Source organism: Nocardiopsis listeri, from assembly GCF_020741345.1.
Taxonomy (GTDB): Bacteria; Actinomycetota; Actinomycetes; order Streptosporangiales; family Streptosporangiaceae; genus Nocardiopsis; species Nocardiopsis listeri_A.
Window position 1 is genome coordinate 1 of sequence record NZ_DYZD01000464.1, and the last position, 18,121, is coordinate 18,121.

Genomic DNA, 18,121 nt, shown 5'->3' on the forward strand with positions numbered 1-18,121 from the left:
CCCGCACGCTGCGCGCGGTCGCCGATGCTCTGGACGCCGCCGCCGAGGACCTGGTCCCCATCGCGATGGCCGAGTCGCACTACCCGGAGGCGCGATGCCGCGGTGAACTGGGACGCACCACGTTCCAGATCCGCCTGTTCGCCGACGTCCTGGAACAGGGCGAGTACCTGGAGGCCATGGTGGACCCCGCCGACCCGGCTTGGGGCACCCCCCGACCGGATCTGCGTCGTGTCCTGGTCCCCCTGGGCCCCGTGGTGGTGTTCGGGGCGAGCAACTTCCCCTTCGCGTTCTCCACCATCGGTGGGGACAGCGCCTCGGCGCTGGCCGCTGGTTGCCCCGTGGTGGTCAAGGCCCACCCCGGACATCCGGAGTTGGCCCGCCGCACCACCGAGGTGGTCGTCGCGGCCCTGAACGACGCGGGCGCGCCCGAAGGGGTGTTCGCCCTGGTCTTCGGCTTCGAGGCGGGCAAGAGCGCGGTGACCCACCCGCACACCCGCGCGGTCGGCTTCACCGGCTCCATCCCGGGCGGGCGGGCTCTGTACGACCTGGCGGTCTCCCGTCCCGACCCGATCCCCTTCTACGGGGAGCTGGGCAGCCTCAACCCGGTCTTCGTGACCCGTGCGGCCATGACCGCCCGCGGCACCGAGGTCCTCAAGGGCTACGCCGGTTCGGCCACGATGGGATCGGGCCAGTTCTGCACCAAGCCCGGGGTCGTGTTCGTCCCCGAGGGCGCGAAGCTGGACGCCCTCGTCGGTGACCTGGAGGGCCGTGCCGCGGCCCCGCTGCTCAATGACCGGGTCGAGGACGGCTACTCGCACGGGTTGGACGAGCTGTCGCGGCACCCGGCCACGGAGGTGTTGGTCCAGGGGCGTCGGACCGACGAGGGGTGGACACCGAGCCTGCTGCGCACCGACCTGGACTCCCTGCTGGAGCACTCCGAGGCCCTGCTGACCGAGTGCTTCGGTCCGGCCACACTCGTGGTCACCTATCCCGATGAGCGGCGACTGTTGGAGGTGGGCGGTGTCCTGCAAGGGCAGCTGACCGTCACCGTCCACGGCGAGGAGGACGACCCCATCGCGCCCGCCCTGCTGGCCCTGGGCGCCTCGGTGGCGGGCCGGGTGATCTGGAACGGGTGGCCGACCGGTGTGGCGGTCTCACACGCCATGACCCACGGCGGCCCCTATCCGGCCACGACGGCGCCCGCGCACACCTCGGTGGGCACCACCGCGATCCGTCGGTTCCTGCGTCCGGTCACCTACCAGTCGGTGCCGGACACCCTGCTGCCGGCCGAACTGCGGGACGGCAACCCGCTCGGTGTGCCGAGGAGGGTCAACGGCGGATCGCCGTCGGTCTGATCCCGTCGAACGCACGGTGGTCCGGGTTCCGGCCCGGGCCACCGGCTCACTCCGAGTCGTACTGTTCGCGGAAGGAGAGGCAGGCGTCCCGCTCGCGCTCGGCCAGGGGTTCGAGGACGACCATGCCCACGATGATGATCGCGGCCGGAACGAACTGGAACAGGGTCCAGGTCTCGGCGCCGGAGCCGGCCATATCGATCAGGGGCCGGACCGCGAAGGCGGCCGCGGCGATCAGCAGCGGTACGAACCGGTAGGTCGGGTTCGACACGTGGACGAGGTGGTCGACCATGTGTCGGGCGGTCCGGTTGACCCGCTCATCCGGACCCGGAGATCCGGTGCCCGCCTGGCACCGGGCGACGGCGTATCGCACCGGATCGGTCTCGGGTGAGGCGGGTGTCCCGCGGACGATCGAGTAGGCGGCCGCACCGGCCAACAGGGCCACCGCCAGGGTCATGATGGCGACGGCGCCCAGGACCCATCCCGGGACGCCTGCCGGCTCGGTCAGGTTCGGGGCGGTCAACAGCCCGGCGAGGAGGAGGGCGACGACTCCGGCGCCGCCCGCCCAGAGGGCGGAGTGGCCAACGGGGTGGTGCTGGGCGTGGAGTCGGAACCGGGCTGCGGCCAGCTGTCCGGAGGTGGGGTTGGCGGGAGGAAAGGAGGAGTGCGGGCTGTTCCAGAGCGGGGAGGTCATGGGGCTCACACTACGAATCCGGACCCCGGTCGCACCATGCACGGAAGTCAGGGCCCCGCCCCGGAGTTCCCGAACTTTCGTCAGGTCCTTCGCGACGACCTGTCGCCGGAGGACACCGTCCCCTAGGTTGCGAAGACCGACCGCATCCGCACCACGCCCCGAGGTTGTCTCCATGGCCCAGGACCCCCACGCCCTCGTCGACGCCCTGCCCAAGGTGGAACTCCACGTCCACCTCGAAGGGTCGATGCCCGCCGAGACCCTTTTCGAACTGGCGAGACGCCACCGGGTCGAGGGTGTCCCGGACACCCTCGAAGAACTTCGGAGTTGGTACGAGTTCACCGACTTCCCGCACTTCGTCGAGGTCTACCTGGCGTCGGTGCGCACCCTGCGGGAGGAGGCCGACTTCGCGCTGTTGACCTCGGTCGTCGCAGAGAGGTTGGCCGCGCAGAACGTCCGCTACGCGGAGGTCCACGTGAGCCTGTACACCCACCTGATGCGCGGGGTGCCGGCGAAGGTGGTCTTCGACGGCATCGAGCAGGCCCGGATCGAGGCCGAACGCGACCACGGCGTCCAACTCAGGTGGATCCCCGACTTTCCCGCGGACTTCGGGCCGGAGTCCGCCCAACGAACGGTGTCGGCCGTGCTTCGGGACGGCCCGTCGAGCGTGATCGGTCTCGGGGTGGGTGGCGTGGAGTCCCCGCTGGAGCCCTACGCGGAGGTGTTCGGGCGGGCCCGGGCGGCCGGTCTGGCGAGCCTGCCGCACGCGGGCGAGCACGGTGGGCCGGTACGGGTCCGTGAGGCGTTGGACCTGCTGAAGGCGGAGCGGATCGGGCACGGCATCGACACCATGAAGGACCCGGAGCTGGTGGCCCGCCTGGTCGACGAACAACTGCCCATCGACGTCAGCCCCACCTCCAACCTGCGGACCCGCGCCGTGGAGCGGATCGAGGACCACCCCCTGCCGGCCATGCTCGAAGCGGGGCTGTTGGTCACCCTCAACAGCGACGACCCCACGATGTTCGGCAGCGACCTGACCGGCGAGTACCGGATCGCCCATGACCTGCTGGGCGCGGCCGGGCCGGTGCGCCTGGCCCGCAACGGGGTCGAGGCGTCCTACCTGGGCGCGGCACGCCGTCGTGCGCTGTTGGCGGAGATCGACGCGGTGGCCGCCCGACACGGAGTGTCCTGAAGGGGGCGGGCCCGGCGTCCTCGCCTTCGGGACACCGGGCCCGCGCCTGTTCGGATGGAGGGCACCGGAACCCCTTGAACCGGGCCGAGGCGCCGGGGGTCAGGCCGGGGAGTCGCTGAGCGGGAGCCCGCAGTCGGTGCGCATGTCCACCCACGTTCGGTGGGCCCGTTCGGCGTCCTGGCCCTCATAGGGAACGGGAACGCCGTCCTGGATCCGGGCGGGGGCCCAGTCGGCCTCCAGGACACCGCCCTGATCGAGGGTGAGGGTGAGCACCCCGGTCTCGGCGGTCGGGCCCTCGAAGTTGTAGAACACGAAGTTGCTCAGGCCGTAGTGCACGTAGGCGTCGCCTTGGAATCCGCCCGGGGACAACACGTGCGCGTGCCCGCCGACCACGGCGGTGGCGCCGGCGTCGATGAGCTCGTCGGCCAGCCCGGGGGCGTGCGGAAGCGGACAGTGCGCCCCCTCCAGCCCCCAGTGCAGGAAGACGACGACGTTGTCGTGCTCGGCGGCGGCACCCGTGACCGCATCCACCAGCCGGTCCTTCATCTCGTACTTGGTGGTGGCCAGACCGGGCCGGTCCTCGCCCGCGGTCCAGACGGGGATGAGCTCCTCGTCCATCACGTCGGTGGCGCCGAACAGGGCGACGCTCTGGCCGTTGACCTCGGCGACGTGCGGGGTGTAGGCCTCGTCGACGTCGTGGCCGGCCCCCACGAGGGTGACGGGGGAGTTCGCGCCGTTGTCCAGGGTGTCGAGGAGTCCCTCCTCCCCGTAGTCCATGCCGTGGTTGTTGGCGACCGTGGCCACGTCCACACCCGCGGAGTCCAGGGCCTCCAACGCGGTCGCGGGAGCGCGGAAGACGAAGTCCTTTCCCGGTACGGGCGTGCCGCCCTCGGTCACCGCGGTCTCCAGGTTGACCATCGTCAGGTCGGCCGCGGAGAGCCGCTCGGCGATCGGGTCGAGGGCGGTCGACGGATCGTCGAGTCGGGGCAGGAGCAGGCCGTCGAACATCACGTCACCGCCGAAGGCGATGGTGAAGGGATCGGGAGCCGCCTCGGTGGACGTTCGGGGTGTGTCGGTGCCTTCCCCCGAAGGTAGGGCACCCTCGTCGGGCGATGTGTTCTGGTCTGCCGGGGAACAGGCGGCGGAGAGGGTGAACGCCAGGGTCGCGGTGCCGGCCGCGAGAACCCGGAGCTTGCGTGGACGCGTGTGTTCGGGGTTCATTCCATGCTCCGTGAGGGGGATCCGTGGGCATGTCCGATGGGATGAAGGACGCCTGTCCACCGGATCCGGTTGGCCGATTCGACCGCTCGGGACGCGGGTCTCCTGCTTTCGGTATTCGATGAGAATGGGCCGAGAGTGGCCCGTCACGATCAGCGTAGGCGTCTTGATCAGCGATGACGCGGATTTCCGTGTGGGGGTTTCGTGGTTTCGGGGGGTGGGGTCGGGAGATATTCACTCTTCGGTCATAAGGTGCAATTCCGGCAATTGTTCATGCATGGGTTAAGGCGCACTCGGAATGTGCGTGAAGAGCTAATCCACTAAGTTGATTAGTGTGTTCTCGGGCGTGTCGGGGGGAAAGTTTTCGGACCCGACAGATGGCCTCAGGCTGCGGATCGTGCCGATGAATAGCCGATGATCAAGCCCTGAACAGTGGTTACGTCAAGTAGTGATCATCCGTGCGTGCAGGGTGATCGCGGGTTGTTCGGGAAGTTCTGGGAAAAGCACTGCGCTTTCTCGCGCTCTGCTCTAACGTTTCGGTCCGTTGGCGGTTGTCCTCGGAACGAACTCCGAAAGGGCGTCACCGTCACCCCTGTACGAACAAGCGGGCCGCCCCGCCGTGCCACCGATCTGTGGTGGCCGGGTCCGCCCAAAGTGCGACCCTTCCGAACGCCCACAACGCGGGCTTCGGAAAAGTGCGGGTCGCACGAGAACAGCGCTCCGCTCGGCGCATCCCCTGGCAGTCTTCTGAAAGGTCCAGCCGCACCATGCGCAACACGCTCCGTTACTCCTTCGCCACCGCAATGACCGCCGGACTGGTGCTCGCGCCGATCGGTGCCGCGTTCGCCGACGCCCAGACCGACGGCTCGGGCGGCGTGGGCAGCGGAAACCAGGTGGTCGTCCCCGTCGACATCGAGGCCGACCTGTGCGGCAACGCGCTCGCCATCCTGGGTATCTCCAAGGCCGACTGCACCAAGGTGTCCGAGGTCCTCTACGAGAGCAGCGGCCATTCCGCCTCCACCGATGGTTCCGGTGGTGTGGCCAGTGGCAACCAGATCATCGTTCCGGTCGACGCGGCCCTGGACGTGTGCGGTAACTCCGCCGCCGTCGCCGGTGTCTCCGAGGCCGACTGCACCTCCGTCGTGGAGGTCCTGGAAGAGGAGGGCACCATGAGCACCAAGGCCTCCACCGATGGTTCCGGTGGCGTGGCCAGTGGCAACCAGATCGTCCTGCCGGTCGACACCGCCATCGACATCTGCGGCAACTCCGTCGCGGTCCTCGGCGCCTCCAGCGCCAGCTGCACCACCGTCATCAACATCATCCACGCCTCCCCGGACAACGAGGGCGCGACCGAGGTCTCCACCGACGGTTCCGGTGGTGTGGCCAGTGGCAACCAGGTCGTCGTCCCCGTCGACGCCGCGGTCCAGATCTGCGGAAACGCCGTCTCCGTGCTGGGCATGGCCGAGGCCTCCTGCGTCGAGACGATCTCCGAGGAAGAGCCGGAGACCCCCGAGGAGGAGCCCGAGAAGCCCGAGGAGCCGCAGGAAGAGGACCCGAAGACCCCGGAGGAGAAGCCCGAGAAGCCCGAGGAGGACCCGAAGACCCCGGAGAAGGAGCAGGAGCGCGAGGAAGAGCCCTCCGACGACAAGCCCGCCCCCTCCGACCAGGCCGACGGCCCCGCGCTCGCCGTCACCGGTAGCGCCCTGAGCGGCCTGGTCGCCGCCGCCCTGGCCGCCGTCGGCGCCGGTGGTGCGGGTCTGTACTTCGCCCGCAAGCGCAAGGCCGCCACCGCCGACGAGGAGTAGGACACACTTCGGGCACCGATCCACGCTCAACGGCCGCGCCGCGCCGCTCCCGACATGGGGGCGGTGCGGCGCGGCCGCCGTCGTCTCATAACCTCGAAGACGTGCTCAAAGTCCTGTTCTCCAGACGCATGCTGGCCTTCCACGCGCTGGTCCTGCTGATCGTCCCGTCCTTCATCTGGCTGGGGTTCTGGCAGCTCGACCGCGCCGAGCAGCGTGCCGCGGCGGTCGACCTCCAGCGGGACAACGTGGCCGCCGAGCCCGTGCCGGTGGAGGAACTCGCCGCTGTGGGCGCCGACGTCGATCCCGGCGATCGGTGGCGCACGGTGGAGGCGGAAGGGGAGTGGGACACCGACCACCAGTTGCTGCTGCGCAACCGGGACGGCTCCCAGGGGGTGGGGTTCCACGTCCTCACCCCGCTGGTCACCGAGGACGGGACCGCCCTACTCGTCAACCGGGGGTGGATCGAACGCGGGGAGACCGCGCAGGACACCCCGGAGGTCCCCCCGGTGCCGCAGGGCACCATCGAGGTGACCGGGCGTCTGCAGTTCGGCGAGACCGAGGAGAACACCGGTCTGCGCGAACACGGAGGGCTGCCCGAGGGGCAGATCATGTTCGTCGACGTCGATCGACTCTCCGACGAGCTGCCCTATCCGATCTACGGCGGCTACGTGGAGCTCATCGAGCAGGACCCCGCGCCCGACCCGGCGCCCGAACGCCTCGCCCTGCGCGAGGAGAACCAGGGCATGAGCGCCTCCTACGCCTTCCAGTGGTGGGTGTTCACCATCGTCGTGGTGGTCGGGTGGATCGTCCTCATCCGACGTGAGCTGCGCGATCCGCCCCAGGACGGGACGGGGGACGAGGCCGCGGTCGGGCCCGAGGGCGAACCCGAGGACGATACCGAGGCCGAGGACGCCTCCTCCGACCGGATCCAACGGACACAGAACTAGGAGCGGTGTGGACGACGACCTGATCGGGGGCCCGGAGTACCCGGCACCCGGCGGTATGGACCGACGCGCGGTGGGCGCGAAGGAGAGCGCCCGGGCGGGCCGGTATTGGTGGGACGGGGCCGCCGACGCCTACCAGGCCGAACACGGGGAATTCCTGCGCGACGCCGGGTTCGTCTGGTCCCCGGAGGGGCTCGACGAGGCCGAGGCGCGGCTGCTCGGTGACGTGACCGACGCCCGCGTCCTGGAGATCGGATGTGGGGCCGGCCAGTGCTCCCGGTGGCTGCGGACCCAGGGGGTGGCGGAGGTGGTCGCCTTCGACCTTTCGTGGCGCCAGCTCCAGCACTCGCGGCGGATCGACGAGCAGACCGATCTGCGGGTGCCCACCGTGCAGGCGGACGCCCAGCGTCTTCCGTTCGCCGCGGACTCCTTCGACGTGGTCTTCTCCGCCTTCGGGGCGTTCCCGTTCGTGCCCGCCGCCGAGAGCGCGCTGGCCGAGGCCGCCCGGACGTTGCGTCCCGGGGGACGGTTCGTGTTCTCGGTGACCCACCCGATCCGGTGGTGCTTTCCCGACGACCCCACCGAACACGGGCTCACCGTCCGGCAGTCCTACTTCGACCGGCGTGCCTACGTGGAGGAGGACGAGGACGGTCGCGCCATCTACGCCGAACACCACCACACGATCGGCGACTGGGTGCGGGGCATCGTTTCGGCCGGCCTGGTCCTGCGCGACCTGATCGAACCCGAGTGGCCCGAGGACAACGACCAGGTGTGGGGAGGTTGGGGGCCGGTGCGAGGCCGCATCATCCCCGGCACCGCGGTGTTCAGCGCCGTCAAGCCGTGACCGTCTTCTGGTTCGGCGATCCCGGGCGGACGTAAAACCCCTTGGGTTCGGGTGGAGCACGCTGTAGCTTCGGGCCGGATGAAGGGAGAAACGGTGTCCGTACGCATGCGCGAGGTGTGGCGACAGACCCGGGAGGCCTACGAGGCCGGCCACTACACCGTGGAAGGGCGGATGGTGGACCTGGCGGGTCCGCTCGCCGTGATGCGGGAGGGTACGCGGCTGCACCTGCCCGAGGAGATCGCCGCGCTGTCGGTGCCCGAGCCGCGGTTCGACACCCGTTACGAGGTGACCGGCGAGGACACCTTGGCCGCCGCGCGGCGGGTGGTCGGCGAGAGCGGTGGCGGGGTCGCGGCGCTCAACTTCGCGTCCGCCCGCAACCCCGGTGGTGGGGTGGTCAACGGGGCACGCGCCCAGGAGGAGGGTCTGGCCCGTTCCAGTGCCCTGTACGACTCGCTGACCCGTTGCCCCGAGTACTACGAGCACCATCGGGCCGAGCGGAGCCTGCTGTACTCCGACCGGGTGATCTGGTCGCCGAGCGTGCCGGTCTACCGGGACGCCAAGGGCGGGTGGCTGTCCGACGCGGTTCCGGTCGACTTCCTCACCTCCCCCGCGCCCAACCGGCGGATGGTGGACCGCAACCAGCCCGAACACGCCGACCAGGTGACGGAGGCGCTGGAGACGCGGGCCCGTGCGGTCCTGGCCGTGGCCGCCCACCATGGCTCTACTCGGCTCGTTCTGGGTGCCTGGGGTTGCGGTGTGTTCGGCAACGACCCGGCCACCGTGGCCCGTGCCTTCGGACTCCACTTGAAGGGGGAGTTCGCGGGGGTCTTCGACCTGGTGGTGTTCGCCGTGTTGGACCGTGATCCGGCGGTGCGGGCGCCCTTCGAGGAGGTCTTCGGCGGATGAACGCCTGGAGTGGGACATGGGAGGGTGCCGGGCCGGCCGGGACGGTGATCCGCAACGCTCGGCCGGATGACCACGGGCGAATTCTTCGGGTGTGCGACGCCTGGTGGGGCAGGCCGGTCACGCACATCCTGCCCCGGTTGTTCCTGGACCACTTCCACGCCACCAGCCTCGTCGCGGAGGACGAGGGGAACTTGGCCGGGTTCCTGGTGGGCTTCCCCTCGCAGGCGCGGTCGGAGGAGGCCTACGTGCACTTCGCCGGAGTGTCCCCGGCACATCGTCGCTCGGGGGCGGCGCGCGAGCTGTACCGGTTGTTCACCAACGCGGCCCTCGTCGAGGGAAGGGGAGTGGTGCGGGCGGTGACTTCGCCTTCGAACGAGCGGTCGATCGCCTTCCACCGGTCGATCGGCTTCACCGTGACCGGACCGCACGAGGACTACGACGGGCCCGGCACGGACCGGATGTGCTTCGAGCTGCGCCTGTGAGCCGGTAGAAACGCGGAATCCTCGCGAAGGTGCGCGGGTCGGTGGCGTTCAGGCCTGGCCCAGGTCGGCGGCGTAGGTTCCCTTGCCGGGAACACGTGTGACGACCCCTTGCTCGGCCAAGAGAGCGTACGCGGAACGTGCGGTGCGACGTGACACGTTGAATTCCTCGCACACGTCGGACTCTGACGGCATCACGCGGTTGGCCGCATACGTTCCGTCGTTTACCCGGTCGCTCAGCGCTCGCGCGATCTGCCGGTACATCGGTTCGGGTCCATCTAGATCCACCACGGATCAAATCTACCCGGCCGGTAATTATGTGGGCCATAACGGTCAGGTACGTGCCAGCACGTGCCAGGTGGGCCAAGTTCGTCTATGATGAAAGAGTCCTCACGCATGAGGAACCCCGGCGACGTGCTGGAACACGTCCCGGGGCCATGGCCACCGCTTAGAAGGAGCGGCAACATGCCTTACCTTATCGCTCTGTTCGCCTGCCTGATGAGGCTGATCGGGCCCTCGCAGGCCGTCCACGCCGACCCCTACGGGCGCTGTGCGGGTGTCCTCGCGGAGCTGCGCCGCAACCGTGCTCGCCGAGTCCGCCGGTACGTGGTCTCACCTCCTTCGACGCTTTCTCCGCCGGTGATCCCGGCCCCGCGCCGGCCCATCGACTCGCTTCCCCGCCCCGTGTCACCGGGCGCGCCCTTGAAGGTCGACCCGCGCTACCCGCTCCCGCCCGTGCGGCTGGTTCGCGGGTACTACATCCACCACACGCGAGCACAGGCGATCGTCACGGGGGTGGCGGCGTGAGGAACATCGAACCTTTGGACTGTGCGTCGCCTCGCTGTGTCCTGGGCCGGAACCACGGGGGTGTGCACACCGAGCACACGGAACCGTTCGTGGTGAACGCCTGCGCCGCACAGCTCCACCGACTGCCGACCTCGCCGGGGCCGCCGTGCGACGCGGTGGCCACCCTGAACAGCGCCTACAACGTGTTCACGACGCTGGACTCGCTGCTTCGTGCGGGTGCCCCACTGCCGTCCCGCTGGGCCCTGAGCGGGCACGATGGCGACGTGGAGCCCGTCACGTGGGTGTACGACGCTCTGTCCGAAGCTCTCCGTGAGACCGGGGAGACCGGCCCGGTGTTCACCGCGCTCCGCGAAGCCTGCCGGCATTGGAGGACACTGGAGGGCCTGCTTCGCGCGGGATCTCCGCTGCCCGAACCGTGGCGGTGCGCCTGATCTCGCCGCCCGCCCCCGCTCTTCGGAGCGGGGTTTTCGGTGCCGGGACGGAACGCGCGAGGATCGGGCGCGTATCATCCGTGCCAACCGACCGGGAGGAAGAAGCGTGCGGCTCAAGCTCGATCTCCACGACATCTTCAACAAGGGGCGCAGCATCGACCAGGCCCTGAACGACATCATGGACGAGGCCGAGAGCAAGAAGGCCAAGACCGTGGAGATCATCCCGGGCAAGGGTTCTGGCCAGTTGAAGAAGCGCGTGTTGCGCTTCCTGGACCGCAAGGACATCAAGGCCCGCTACCACCGGGTGGAGAAGGACTCGAAGAACTTCGGTCGCCTTTTCATCCACTTCAAACACTGACGCAAGGCGTCACCCGCTACTCGAACCGTGGTCGGATTCGAGCTCATAGATCGCTGTCACGAGGTGTCGGGCGTTCTCAGGACTGCGGAACAGGTGGACGGTTTCCTTGAGGTTCTCGTACTCCGACAAGGCCATCATCACCACCGGTTCACGCCCGGCGCGTGTGATGACGACCTCTTCCTGGTCGTCGATCACGAAATCGAGTAGGGCGGCGTAGCCGTCTCGGGATTCGATGTAGGTCAACGTCTTCATCTTGGACCCTCCACGGCGCGATCGTGCTCGCCGTCGTCGTGCAAGAAATCGTACGTTCGGTGAGAGTTCCCTTGGTGATGGTGGGATGGGGTGTGTGGGAGTGAAGCAGGCGATCGTCGAGGCCGGGCGACCGACGTTGGTCCCCCTGAAGCGTCGGCACGCCGACGACGTGGTGGCGCTGTTCGCTGACCCGGTGATAAGCGCCCACTCAGGGGTGGACCTCCCCGATCCCGACCTGGCCCGGGCGATGGTGGACAACCGGCTCGCCTACGAGGGCCCACCGGAACTCGGTCACCGGGTCATGGTGAGGGAGAACCAGGTGGTCGGTCCGGCCCACCTACGCCCCTCGAAGGAACTGCCCGGCGATCTTCCGGAGATCGGCTGGTACCTGGACACCAGGTTCGGTGGGTCCGGGTTGGCCACCGAGGCGGCCCGTGCGCTGCTTCGGCACGGGCTCGACGAACTGGGGCCGAACTCGGTCTGGGCGCTGGCGCACGTGGACAACACCCCGAGCCTGCGGTTGGCCGAACGCCTGGGATTCCTCGTGGTGGGCCGGGGCTTCCACTACAACGGCCCTCACCGGGTCCACGTCTCCCTGCCCGGGCGGGCCTGAGGGATCATCGACCTCGGTCTTGGAGGAACGCCTCCACCTCCTCGGCGGTGGGAGCCGTGGCGGGGCCCTTGCGGGTCACCGCCAGGGCCGCGGCGGCGTTGGCCCGGCGGGCGGCCGGGACCACTTCCTCCCCCGTGGCCAGGGCCGCGACGAACACCCCCACGTGCGCGTCGCCCGCGCCGTTGGTGTCCACGGCCTCGACGTCGAACCCGGGCACGTGCACCGGAGCGCTACCGGGCGCCGCGACCAGGCAGCCCTCGGCGCCGATGCGAAGCACCACCACGCCGCCGACTCGCTCGGTCAGGGCCGTGACCGCCGGCATTCGATCGGAGGTTCCGGTGAGGGTGGCGGCCTCGGCGGCACTGAGGCTGAGCACGTCCACTCGGGGCAGCACTCGATCCAAGATCGCGTCGGGGATCATCCCCACCACCGGCGCGGGGTCCAGGACCAGACGCACGTCGGGGGACAGCCCACCGATCCAGGTCACCAGGTCCTCCGCCCGCTCGCCCGGCAACAGCGAGTACCCCACCGTGTAGACGAAGTCGCCCGCCAGCGGCCGCAGGCCGCGCAGGTCGGTCAGGGGCAGGTCCATCTCGGCGCCCAGGTGGGTGACGAAGGTGCGTTCTGCGCTCGGGTCCACCAGGACCACGCAGAAGCCGGTGTCGGTCGGGCGGGGCGGATGTACGGCCTTCACCCCCTCGTCGCGCAGGGCCGACCGCACCAGGTCGCCGTTGGGGCCGCTCCCGTGCGCCCCGGCGTACTCCACCTCCATCCCGGCACGCGTCGCCGCGGAGACCACGTTGAACCCGCCTCCGGGCAGGGTCCGCGCGGAGCTCGCGAAGGAACCGCCGCCGGGTGCCGGTACGCCATCGACCTCCATCACGACGTCGATGATCACCGGTCCCACGTGGTGGAGTCGTACGGGCACTGCGGGGTCCTCTCGTCGTCCGGTCCCCCGGATCATCTCGCATGTGGTTGTCGATTCTTTGCCGGGGCGGTCCCGCTCCAGTGGGATGGTCCGTCCCAGACTCGATAGGGAAGGCGCGATAGGAGGAGAACCCATGCTGACCACCGACTTCGTCAACGGCTCGCCCCGATGGATCGAGCTGGGGTCCGACTCCCCCGAGGCCACGGCGGACTTCTATTCGAGGGTGTTCGGTTGGGAGATCGTCTCGGGAGGGGCCAGGCTCGCCGACTACCTGGCCCTGAGGTCGGAAGGGGCCTACATCGCCGGGATCGGGCCACGCATCGTCGACGACGAGCCGCCGGCGTGGACGATCCACTTCGAGGTCGACGACGTCGGGGCGAGTTCGCGGCGTGTGCGGGAGTTGGGGGGAGCCCTCCAGGTGGAGCCCACGGAGGTGTTCGAGTTGGGCACGATGGCGCACGCCACCGACCCGCAGGGCGGCTGGTTCGCACTCTGGCAACCCGGCACCTTCGCCGGCATGGAGGTGGCCGACCGCCCGGGAGCACTGTGTTGGGTGGAACTGTGGACCACTTCGGCGCAGAGCGCCAAGGACTTCTACCGTGACCTGTTCGGTTGGCGGTACGCCGACGTCTCCTTCCCCGGCGATGGGGGGACGTACACGACGACGCGTCCGGCGGGGACGGGCGAGGACCGTTACTTCGGCGGGCTGATGGAGACGCTCCCCGAACAGTTGCCCCAGACCGAGGGCACCGCCGACTGGCATCCGGTGTTCCAGGTGGCGGATTGCACGGCGGTGGCGTCTTCGGTGCGCGATGCGGGCGGCCGGGTGCACATGGGGCCGGACGAGGTTCCGGGGGTGGGGCGGCTGGCGGTCTGTTCGGATCAGCTCTCCGCCGGGTTCGTGATCCTGGAGCCGCTGAACGAACATCTCTGAGCCAGGACCCACCGACCCTTCACCGAGGTGATCCCCGAAGGGTCGGTACCCGAGAGCACACCGACGGGAAAGCGACACGAGAGGCAACCTGATGATCACCACCGACTACGTACTCGGTTCGCCCTGTTGGGCCGAGGTGACCAGCCCGGACGTCGAGGCGTCGGCCGAGTTCTACGGCGCGTTGTTCGGCTGGGAGGCGGAGTCGGCCGGGCCGGAGACCGGGGGCTACGTCAACTTCCGGTCGGACGGTGCGCTCGTGGGCGCGCTCAGTCCCCGGATGGCGGAGGAACAGCCGATCGCCTGGACCGTCTACCTGACCGCCCCGGACCTGGACGCGACCGTGAACGCCGCCAAGGCCCTGGGAGCGACGGCCCACATCGAACCCATGGACGTGATGGATCTGGGGCGGATGGCCTTCCTGAGCGACCCGCAGGGCGCCGCGGTCCCGCTCTGGCAACCGCGGGGCTTCGCCGGTGCGGAGGCGGTCGACGTGCCGGGTTCGCTCATGTGGACCGAGCTGTGGACACCCTCGGTGGTGGGTGCCAAGGACTTCTACGGGGCCCTGCTCGGCTGGGAGTTCAACGACGTTCCGATCGGCGATCAGGTGTACTCCACCATCCGTCCGGCCGAACAGGGCGAGGACCGTTACTTCGGCGGGATCATGGGCGTGCGGGCCGAGGACCTGCCACGGACGAAGGGCGCCGCCGACTGGCACCCCGTCTTCCACGTCGCCGACTGCGACGCGGCGGCCGCCCGGGTACGCGAGTCCGGTGGCCGGGTCCACGTGGGGCCGGAGACCACGCACGGTGTGGGGCGTCTCGCGGTCTGCGCCGACCCGTTCTCCGCGGGGTTCGTCCTGCTCACCCCGTCACCGGAGTGATCTCGCCGGGGTGAGCCGGGAACGAGGCGGGACGGCCCGTGAGCCGACCCGCCTCGCCGTCGCTACTGGCGGGAGACGGCCGAGGAGCCGCCGCGCAGCACGAACTTCTGGATCTTGCCGGTGGCGGTCTTGGGCAACCGGTCCACGAACTCCACCTGGGTCGGCGCCTTGAAGTGGGCGAGGTGCTCGCGGGTGAACGCGATCATCTCCGCCTCCGTGGTCGTGGCCCCCTCTTGGAGCACCACGAAGGCGCGCGGGGTCTCACCCCAGCGCTCGTGCGGCACACCCACGATCGCGGCCTCCAGGACGGCCGGGTGCCGTAGCAGCACGCCCTCCACCTCGACCGAGGAGATGTTCTCCCCACCGGAGATGATCACGTCCTTGATCCGGTCCTGGATCTCGGCGTAGCCGTCGGGGTGGATGACGGCCGCGTCCCCACTGCGGAACCAGCCGTCGCCCATGGCCTTCTCGGTGGCCTTGGGGTCGTTGTAGTACCCCTTCATGACGACGTTGCCGCGGACGGTGATCTGGCCGACGGTCTTGCCGTCCCAGGGCACCTCGTCTCCGTTGCCGTCCACCACGCGCAGTTCGCCGGAGGTGATGAGCTCGACGCCCTGACGGGCCTTGAGCCTGCCGCGGTCGCGCACCGACAGTTCCCGGTGTTCCGGGCGCGGCTCGCAGACGGTGATGAACGGGGCGGTCTCGGTCAGCCCGTACACGTGGGTGATGGTCCAGCCGAAGTCCTCCTCCAGCCGTTCGATGGTCTCCGAGGCGGGGGAGGCGCCGGCGGTGACCACGTGGACACCGGACGGGACGCTCCCACGGACCTCCTCCGGGGTGTTGGCGAGCATGATGAGCACGGTCGGCGCCGCGCACAGCCAGCTCACCTCCTCGGTCCGGATCAGTTCGAACACCCGTGCCGGATCCATCACCGGAAGGCACACGTGCGTGCCGCCCGCGGCGGTCACCGTCCAGGTGTAGGTCCACCCGTTGGCGTGGAACATCGGGAGGGTCCACAGGTACTTCTGCCCCAGCTCGACGCGCAGGTGCAGCAGGGTGCCCACCGAGTTCATGTACGCGTTGCGGTGGGTGATCATCACCCCCTTGGGGCGGGCGGTGGTCCCCGACGTGTAGTTGATGGTGAGCAGATCGGTCTCGGCGATCTCCGGACGGTGGAAGTCCGGGGAGGCGGCCGCGATGAGCGCCTCGTAGTCCTCCCAACCCTCGCGAGAGCCTTCGAGTGCCACGAAGCGTTCCACCCCGGGCATCCGATCGCGCACCGATTCCACGGCACCGAGTTGATCGGCGTGCACGCAGAGAACCTTGGCGCCGGAGTGGTTGACGATGTAGACGAAGTCCTCGGCGGTCAGCCGGAAGTTGACCGGGACGAGCACCGCGCCCAGCTGCGGGACGGCGTAGAACGATTCGAGCTGGGCGTGGGTGTTGGGCGCGATGTAGGCGACGCGGTCGCCCTTGGCCACCCCCATGGCCTGCAGGGCCGAGGACCAGCGGTCACAGCGGTCGAAGAACTGTTCGTAGGTCAGGCGCAGGTCCCGGTCGACCACCGCTTCGCGCTGTGGGTACAGCCTGCGGGTGCGGCGGGCGAACTCCAGCGGCGTCAGTGTGAGTTCCAAGGTGCCCTCTCCTTCGACTTCTACAGGTGCCGGTGTGGCTTGTGGTGTTATCAGGGCAGATGGTTCGTATGGGGACGGTCAGAGTCCGAACAGTCCGGCCGCGTTGTCGTGCAGGACCCCGCGCAACCAGTCGGACCCGAGGTCGAGGTCGACCAGGACCCGGATCTGCTCGAGGTAGGGATAGGGGATGTTCGGGAAGTCCGTACCCAACAGGACACGGTGTCCGAGGTCGCGCAGTCGTGGGAGTTCCGCGGGTGGGAAGGGCGACATTCGCTCTACGTAGGGCGTGAACGCCATGGTGGTGTCCAGGTGCACGCGTTCGTACCGTTCGACCAGGTCCAGGAAGGCCGTGTACTCGGGCGCGCCGGCGTGGGCGACCACCGCGGTGAGTCGGGGATGGGCGCGCAGAACCTCGGAGAAGGGGCCTGGCCCGGTGAACCTTCCGGGCATCGGGCCGGAACCGCAGTGCACGACCACCGGGGTCCCGGCGTCGGCGAGCGTCCCCCACACGTCGGTGAGCAGCGGGTCGCGCGGGTCGTAGGCGCCCACCTGCAGGTGCGCCTTGAAGACCCGGGCGCCGGATTCGATCGCCTCGGCCACGTAGTCCTTGGCGTCGGGTTCGGGGTAGAAGGTGGCGCTGCGCAGACAGTCGGGGTTCTGTTCGGCGAAGGAGGCGGCCCAGGAGTTGAGCCAGCGGGCCATGTCCGGGCGGTGCGGATAGGACAGCGCGGTGAAGTACCGGACCCCGAGGTCGCGCAGGATGTCCAGACGCTCGTCCTGGTCGAAACGGTAGGTGATGGGCCAGACGCCGTCGCCGAGTGCGTCGAAGTAGGACCACACCTTGGTCAGGACGTTGTCGGGCATGAAATGGGTGTGCACGTCCACGAGACCGGGGAGGTCGAGCCCGAGCCAGACCCGGCGGACCTCGGTGCTCTCGTCGGACCCGGTGGGTGGTGAGATTCCAGTCACATCCTCCAGCTTATGGTCCGTCCGAACCACGTTCGGAGCCGGGGCCGGCGACCGGCCGCCCGGCGGAGTGTTCGGTGCGGCCCGGCCCCCGGGAGCCGGGTGGCACCCGGGGGCCGGTCCCGAACAGTTCGTTCAGGTGAGACGCCCGGAACCGGAGCCGGGTATCTCGGTCCTCGGCCCTGGGAGCTCCGTGCCCTCACAGGGCCTCGCCGCCGTCCTCGTGCTCCAACTCCCAGTGCGGGATGAACCCCCGCCGCGGTCGAAGTCGTCGTGGTCCCTGGGGAGGGGCTGAAGGCCAGGAGGGGCGGTGCACGGGGTCGGCCGTGGTGCGGTCGTCGGCCGGCAACACCAGGTCCGGGCGCCATGGGCCGGCCCGCTCCATGGCCGAGTGGACCTTGGCGGTGGTGGCGTTCCGCCAGGCGGGGTCGTCCACCAGGAGCAGGCGCTTGTCGGTTTGAGGGGGAACGGCCTCCGGGTCACCGTGTTCCGGCCGGGAAAGCGATGGGTGCGAAAGCACGCCGGGCAGGTCGGCCAGGTACGAGAGCGTGTCCTGCCACGCGTCCTGGTCGTCGTGGGCGGTACGCACCACGAGGAAGCCCGGAATCTCCTCGTCTGTGGGGAGGGACGGAAGGAAGAGCGGGGAAGGGGGCCGCACGGGAGGCGGCTTGCACTCGGTGAAAGTGGTGGAGGGCCTGGACAGCGCGCCGTGGTGACAAAGCGGCGCGCAATGCGCGTTCGGGAGAACGCCGTGAACCGACCGGTCTTTTGAGGACCACGTACCAGGACATGCGATTCGAGAGCGGCGCGGGGCTCCCCGCCCACCGGCTCCGGCACGGGTGAGGCCGAGTGGAGCGCTCGGGGCCCACCCCGCTCCGGGGGAGCGG

Annotated in this window: 21 protein-coding genes; 13 read left to right on the forward strand and 8 right to left on the reverse strand. The window is 69.5% G+C overall.

Annotated elements, in window-relative coordinates; translation table 11 throughout:
• Positions 1-8: 8 nt before the first annotated feature.
• On the forward strand, positions 9-1,355 hold the full coding sequence (locus tag K8V84_RS25070; RefSeq protein ID WP_304079308.1) for an aldehyde dehydrogenase (NADP(+)): 1,347 nt from the start codon (positions 9-11) through the stop codon (positions 1,353-1,355).
• A 46-nt stretch (positions 1,356-1,401) separates the two neighbouring features.
• Here the strand turns inward: K8V84_RS25070 and K8V84_RS25075 are convergent, their stop codons facing one another.
• Positions 1,402-2,046 carry a hypothetical protein gene (locus K8V84_RS25075; protein ID WP_304079213.1) on the reverse strand — a complete coding sequence of 215 codons (645 nt, stop codon included), beginning with the start codon at positions 2,044-2,046 and terminating at the stop codon, positions 1,402-1,404.
• 172 nt (positions 2,047-2,218) lie between these two features.
• Between K8V84_RS25075 and add the strand changes: the two genes are divergently transcribed.
• Positions 2,219-3,235, forward strand: coding sequence for an adenosine deaminase (gene add, locus K8V84_RS25080; protein ID WP_304079215.1), 1,017 nt, complete (start codon positions 2,219-2,221; stop codon positions 3,233-3,235).
• Positions 3,236-3,334: 99 nt separating this feature from the next.
• Here add and K8V84_RS25085 read toward each other — a convergent pair whose 3' ends face one another.
• The gene (locus K8V84_RS25085; RefSeq protein ID WP_304079217.1) at positions 3,335-4,456 is read right to left on the reverse strand and encodes a CapA family protein; all 1,122 of its coding nucleotides are present in this window, start codon (positions 4,454-4,456) and stop codon (positions 3,335-3,337) included.
• Between the two features lie 764 nt (positions 4,457-5,220).
• Here K8V84_RS25085 and K8V84_RS25090 point away from each other — a divergent pair.
• The 5 genes from K8V84_RS25090 to K8V84_RS25110 all read left to right on the forward strand — a co-directional run bounded on the left by K8V84_RS25090 (position 5,221) and on the right by K8V84_RS25110 (position 9,434).
• Positions 5,221-6,258, forward strand: coding sequence for a chaplin family protein (locus tag K8V84_RS25090; protein ID WP_304079220.1), 1,038 nt, complete (start codon positions 5,221-5,223; stop codon positions 6,256-6,258).
• Between the two features lie 101 nt (positions 6,259-6,359).
• Positions 6,360-7,205 carry an SURF1 family protein gene (locus K8V84_RS25095; RefSeq protein WP_304079223.1) on the forward strand — a complete coding sequence of 282 codons (846 nt, stop codon included), beginning with the start codon at positions 6,360-6,362 and terminating at the stop codon, positions 7,203-7,205.
• A 55-nt stretch (positions 7,206-7,260) separates the two neighbouring features.
• Complete coding sequence (locus tag K8V84_RS25100) at positions 7,261-8,046, forward strand: class I SAM-dependent methyltransferase (RefSeq protein ID WP_304079310.1); 786 nt, start codon at positions 7,261-7,263, stop codon at positions 8,044-8,046.
• 93 nt (positions 8,047-8,139) lie between these two features.
• Entirely contained in the window at positions 8,140-8,952 is an 813-nt protein-coding gene (locus K8V84_RS25105) for a TIGR02452 family protein (RefSeq protein WP_304079225.1), read from the forward strand.
• On the forward strand, positions 8,949-9,434 hold the full coding sequence (locus tag K8V84_RS25110) for a GNAT family N-acetyltransferase (RefSeq protein ID WP_304079227.1): 486 nt from the start codon (positions 8,949-8,951) through the stop codon (positions 9,432-9,434). Before K8V84_RS25105 ends, K8V84_RS25110 begins: the two co-directional genes overlap by 4 nt.
• Positions 9,435-9,482: 48 nt before the next feature.
• Here the strand turns inward: K8V84_RS25110 and K8V84_RS25115 are convergent, their stop codons facing one another.
• On the reverse strand, positions 9,483-9,695 hold the full coding sequence (locus tag K8V84_RS25115; RefSeq protein ID WP_369696680.1) for a winged helix-turn-helix domain-containing protein: 213 nt from the start codon (positions 9,693-9,695) through the stop codon (positions 9,483-9,485).
• Between the two features lie 201 nt (positions 9,696-9,896).
• Here K8V84_RS25115 and K8V84_RS25120 point away from each other — a divergent pair, with 201 nt between their 5' ends.
• The 3 genes from K8V84_RS25120 to K8V84_RS25130 all read left to right on the forward strand — a co-directional run bounded on the left by K8V84_RS25120 (position 9,897) and on the right by K8V84_RS25130 (position 11,027).
• The gene (locus tag K8V84_RS25120; protein WP_304079232.1) at positions 9,897-10,238 is read left to right on the forward strand and encodes a hypothetical protein; all 342 of its coding nucleotides are present in this window, start codon (positions 9,897-9,899) and stop codon (positions 10,236-10,238) included.
• A gap of 62 nt (positions 10,239-10,300) precedes the next feature.
• Positions 10,301-10,669: a hypothetical protein gene (locus K8V84_RS25125; protein ID WP_304079234.1), complete on the forward strand. Its 369-nt coding sequence runs from the start codon at positions 10,301-10,303 to the stop codon at positions 10,667-10,669.
• A 106-nt stretch (positions 10,670-10,775) separates the two neighbouring features.
• Positions 10,776-11,027: a Smr/MutS family protein gene (locus tag K8V84_RS25130; RefSeq protein ID WP_304079237.1), complete on the forward strand. Its 252-nt coding sequence runs from the start codon at positions 10,776-10,778 to the stop codon at positions 11,025-11,027.
• A gap of 9 nt (positions 11,028-11,036) precedes the next feature.
• Here K8V84_RS25130 and K8V84_RS25135 read toward each other — a convergent pair whose 3' ends face one another.
• On the reverse strand, positions 11,037-11,279 hold the full coding sequence (locus tag K8V84_RS25135) for a type II toxin-antitoxin system Phd/YefM family antitoxin (protein ID WP_304079240.1): 243 nt from the start codon (positions 11,277-11,279) through the stop codon (positions 11,037-11,039).
• A 100-nt stretch (positions 11,280-11,379) separates the two neighbouring features.
• Here K8V84_RS25135 and K8V84_RS25140 point away from each other — a divergent pair, with 100 nt between their 5' ends.
• Positions 11,380-11,892: a GNAT family N-acetyltransferase gene (locus K8V84_RS25140; protein ID WP_304079241.1), complete on the forward strand. Its 513-nt coding sequence runs from the start codon at positions 11,380-11,382 to the stop codon at positions 11,890-11,892.
• Positions 11,893-11,896: 4 nt separating this feature from the next.
• Here K8V84_RS25140 and K8V84_RS25145 read toward each other — a convergent pair whose 3' ends face one another.
• Complete coding sequence (locus tag K8V84_RS25145) at positions 11,897-12,820, reverse strand: PfkB family carbohydrate kinase (RefSeq protein WP_304079243.1); 924 nt, start codon at positions 12,818-12,820, stop codon at positions 11,897-11,899.
• 133 nt (positions 12,821-12,953) lie between these two features.
• Between K8V84_RS25145 and K8V84_RS25150 the strand changes: the two genes are divergently transcribed.
• Both K8V84_RS25150 and K8V84_RS25155 read left to right on the forward strand, forming a co-directional pair.
• A complete protein-coding gene (locus K8V84_RS25150) occupies positions 12,954-13,754 on the forward strand; it encodes a VOC family protein (protein ID WP_304079245.1) in 801 nt (266 codons plus the stop codon).
• 91 nt (positions 13,755-13,845) lie between these two features.
• The gene (locus tag K8V84_RS25155) at positions 13,846-14,634 is read left to right on the forward strand and encodes a VOC family protein (RefSeq protein ID WP_304079247.1); all 789 of its coding nucleotides are present in this window, start codon (positions 13,846-13,848) and stop codon (positions 14,632-14,634) included.
• A 62-nt stretch (positions 14,635-14,696) separates the two neighbouring features.
• On the opposite strand, the gene K8V84_RS25160 is transcribed toward K8V84_RS25155, so the two are convergent.
• The 3 genes from K8V84_RS25160 to K8V84_RS25170 form a co-directional block, all read right to left on the reverse strand.
• Complete coding sequence (locus tag K8V84_RS25160) at positions 14,697-16,268, reverse strand: long-chain-fatty-acid--CoA ligase (RefSeq protein WP_304079248.1); 1,572 nt, start codon at positions 16,266-16,268, stop codon at positions 14,697-14,699.
• 78 nt (positions 16,269-16,346) lie between these two features.
• Positions 16,347-17,237 carry an amidohydrolase family protein gene (locus K8V84_RS25165; protein ID WP_304079250.1) on the reverse strand — a complete coding sequence of 297 codons (891 nt, stop codon included), beginning with the start codon at positions 17,235-17,237 and terminating at the stop codon, positions 16,347-16,349.
• A gap of 196 nt (positions 17,238-17,433) precedes the next feature.
• Positions 17,434-17,892: a hypothetical protein gene (locus K8V84_RS25170; RefSeq protein WP_304079253.1), complete on the reverse strand. Its 459-nt coding sequence runs from the start codon at positions 17,890-17,892 to the stop codon at positions 17,434-17,436.
• Between the last annotated feature and the right edge of the window lie 229 nt (positions 17,893-18,121).

Bases quoted from the DNA above. Each gene is read 5' to 3' on its own strand.
- K8V84_RS25075 (WP_304079213.1), bottom strand. From the start codon at position 2,046: ATGACCTCCCCGCTCTGGAACAGCCCGCACTCCTCCTTTCCTCCCGCC.
- add (WP_304079215.1), top strand. From the start codon at position 2,219: ATGGCCCAGGACCCCCACGCCCTCGTCGACGCCCTGCCCAAGGTGGAA.
- K8V84_RS25085 (WP_304079217.1), bottom strand. From the start codon at position 4,456: ATGAACCCCGAACACACGCGTCCACGCAAGCTCCGGGTTCTCGCGGCC.
- K8V84_RS25090 (WP_304079220.1), top strand. From the start codon at position 5,221: ATGCGCAACACGCTCCGTTACTCCTTCGCCACCGCAATGACCGCCGGA.
- K8V84_RS25100 (WP_304079310.1), top strand. From the start codon at position 7,261: ATGGACCGACGCGCGGTGGGCGCGAAGGAGAGCGCCCGGGCGGGCCGG.
- K8V84_RS25110 (WP_304079227.1), top strand. From the start codon at position 8,949: ATGAACGCCTGGAGTGGGACATGGGAGGGTGCCGGGCCGGCCGGGACG.
- K8V84_RS25115 (WP_369696680.1), bottom strand. From the start codon at position 9,695: ATGTACCGGCAGATCGCGCGAGCGCTGAGCGACCGGGTAAACGACGGA.
- K8V84_RS25120 (WP_304079232.1), top strand. From the start codon at position 9,897: ATGCCTTACCTTATCGCTCTGTTCGCCTGCCTGATGAGGCTGATCGGG.
- K8V84_RS25135 (WP_304079240.1), bottom strand. From the start codon at position 11,279: ATGAAGACGTTGACCTACATCGAATCCCGAGACGGCTACGCCGCCCTA.
- K8V84_RS25150 (WP_304079245.1), top strand. From the start codon at position 12,954: ATGCTGACCACCGACTTCGTCAACGGCTCGCCCCGATGGATCGAGCTG.
- K8V84_RS25155 (WP_304079247.1), top strand. From the start codon at position 13,846: ATGATCACCACCGACTACGTACTCGGTTCGCCCTGTTGGGCCGAGGTG.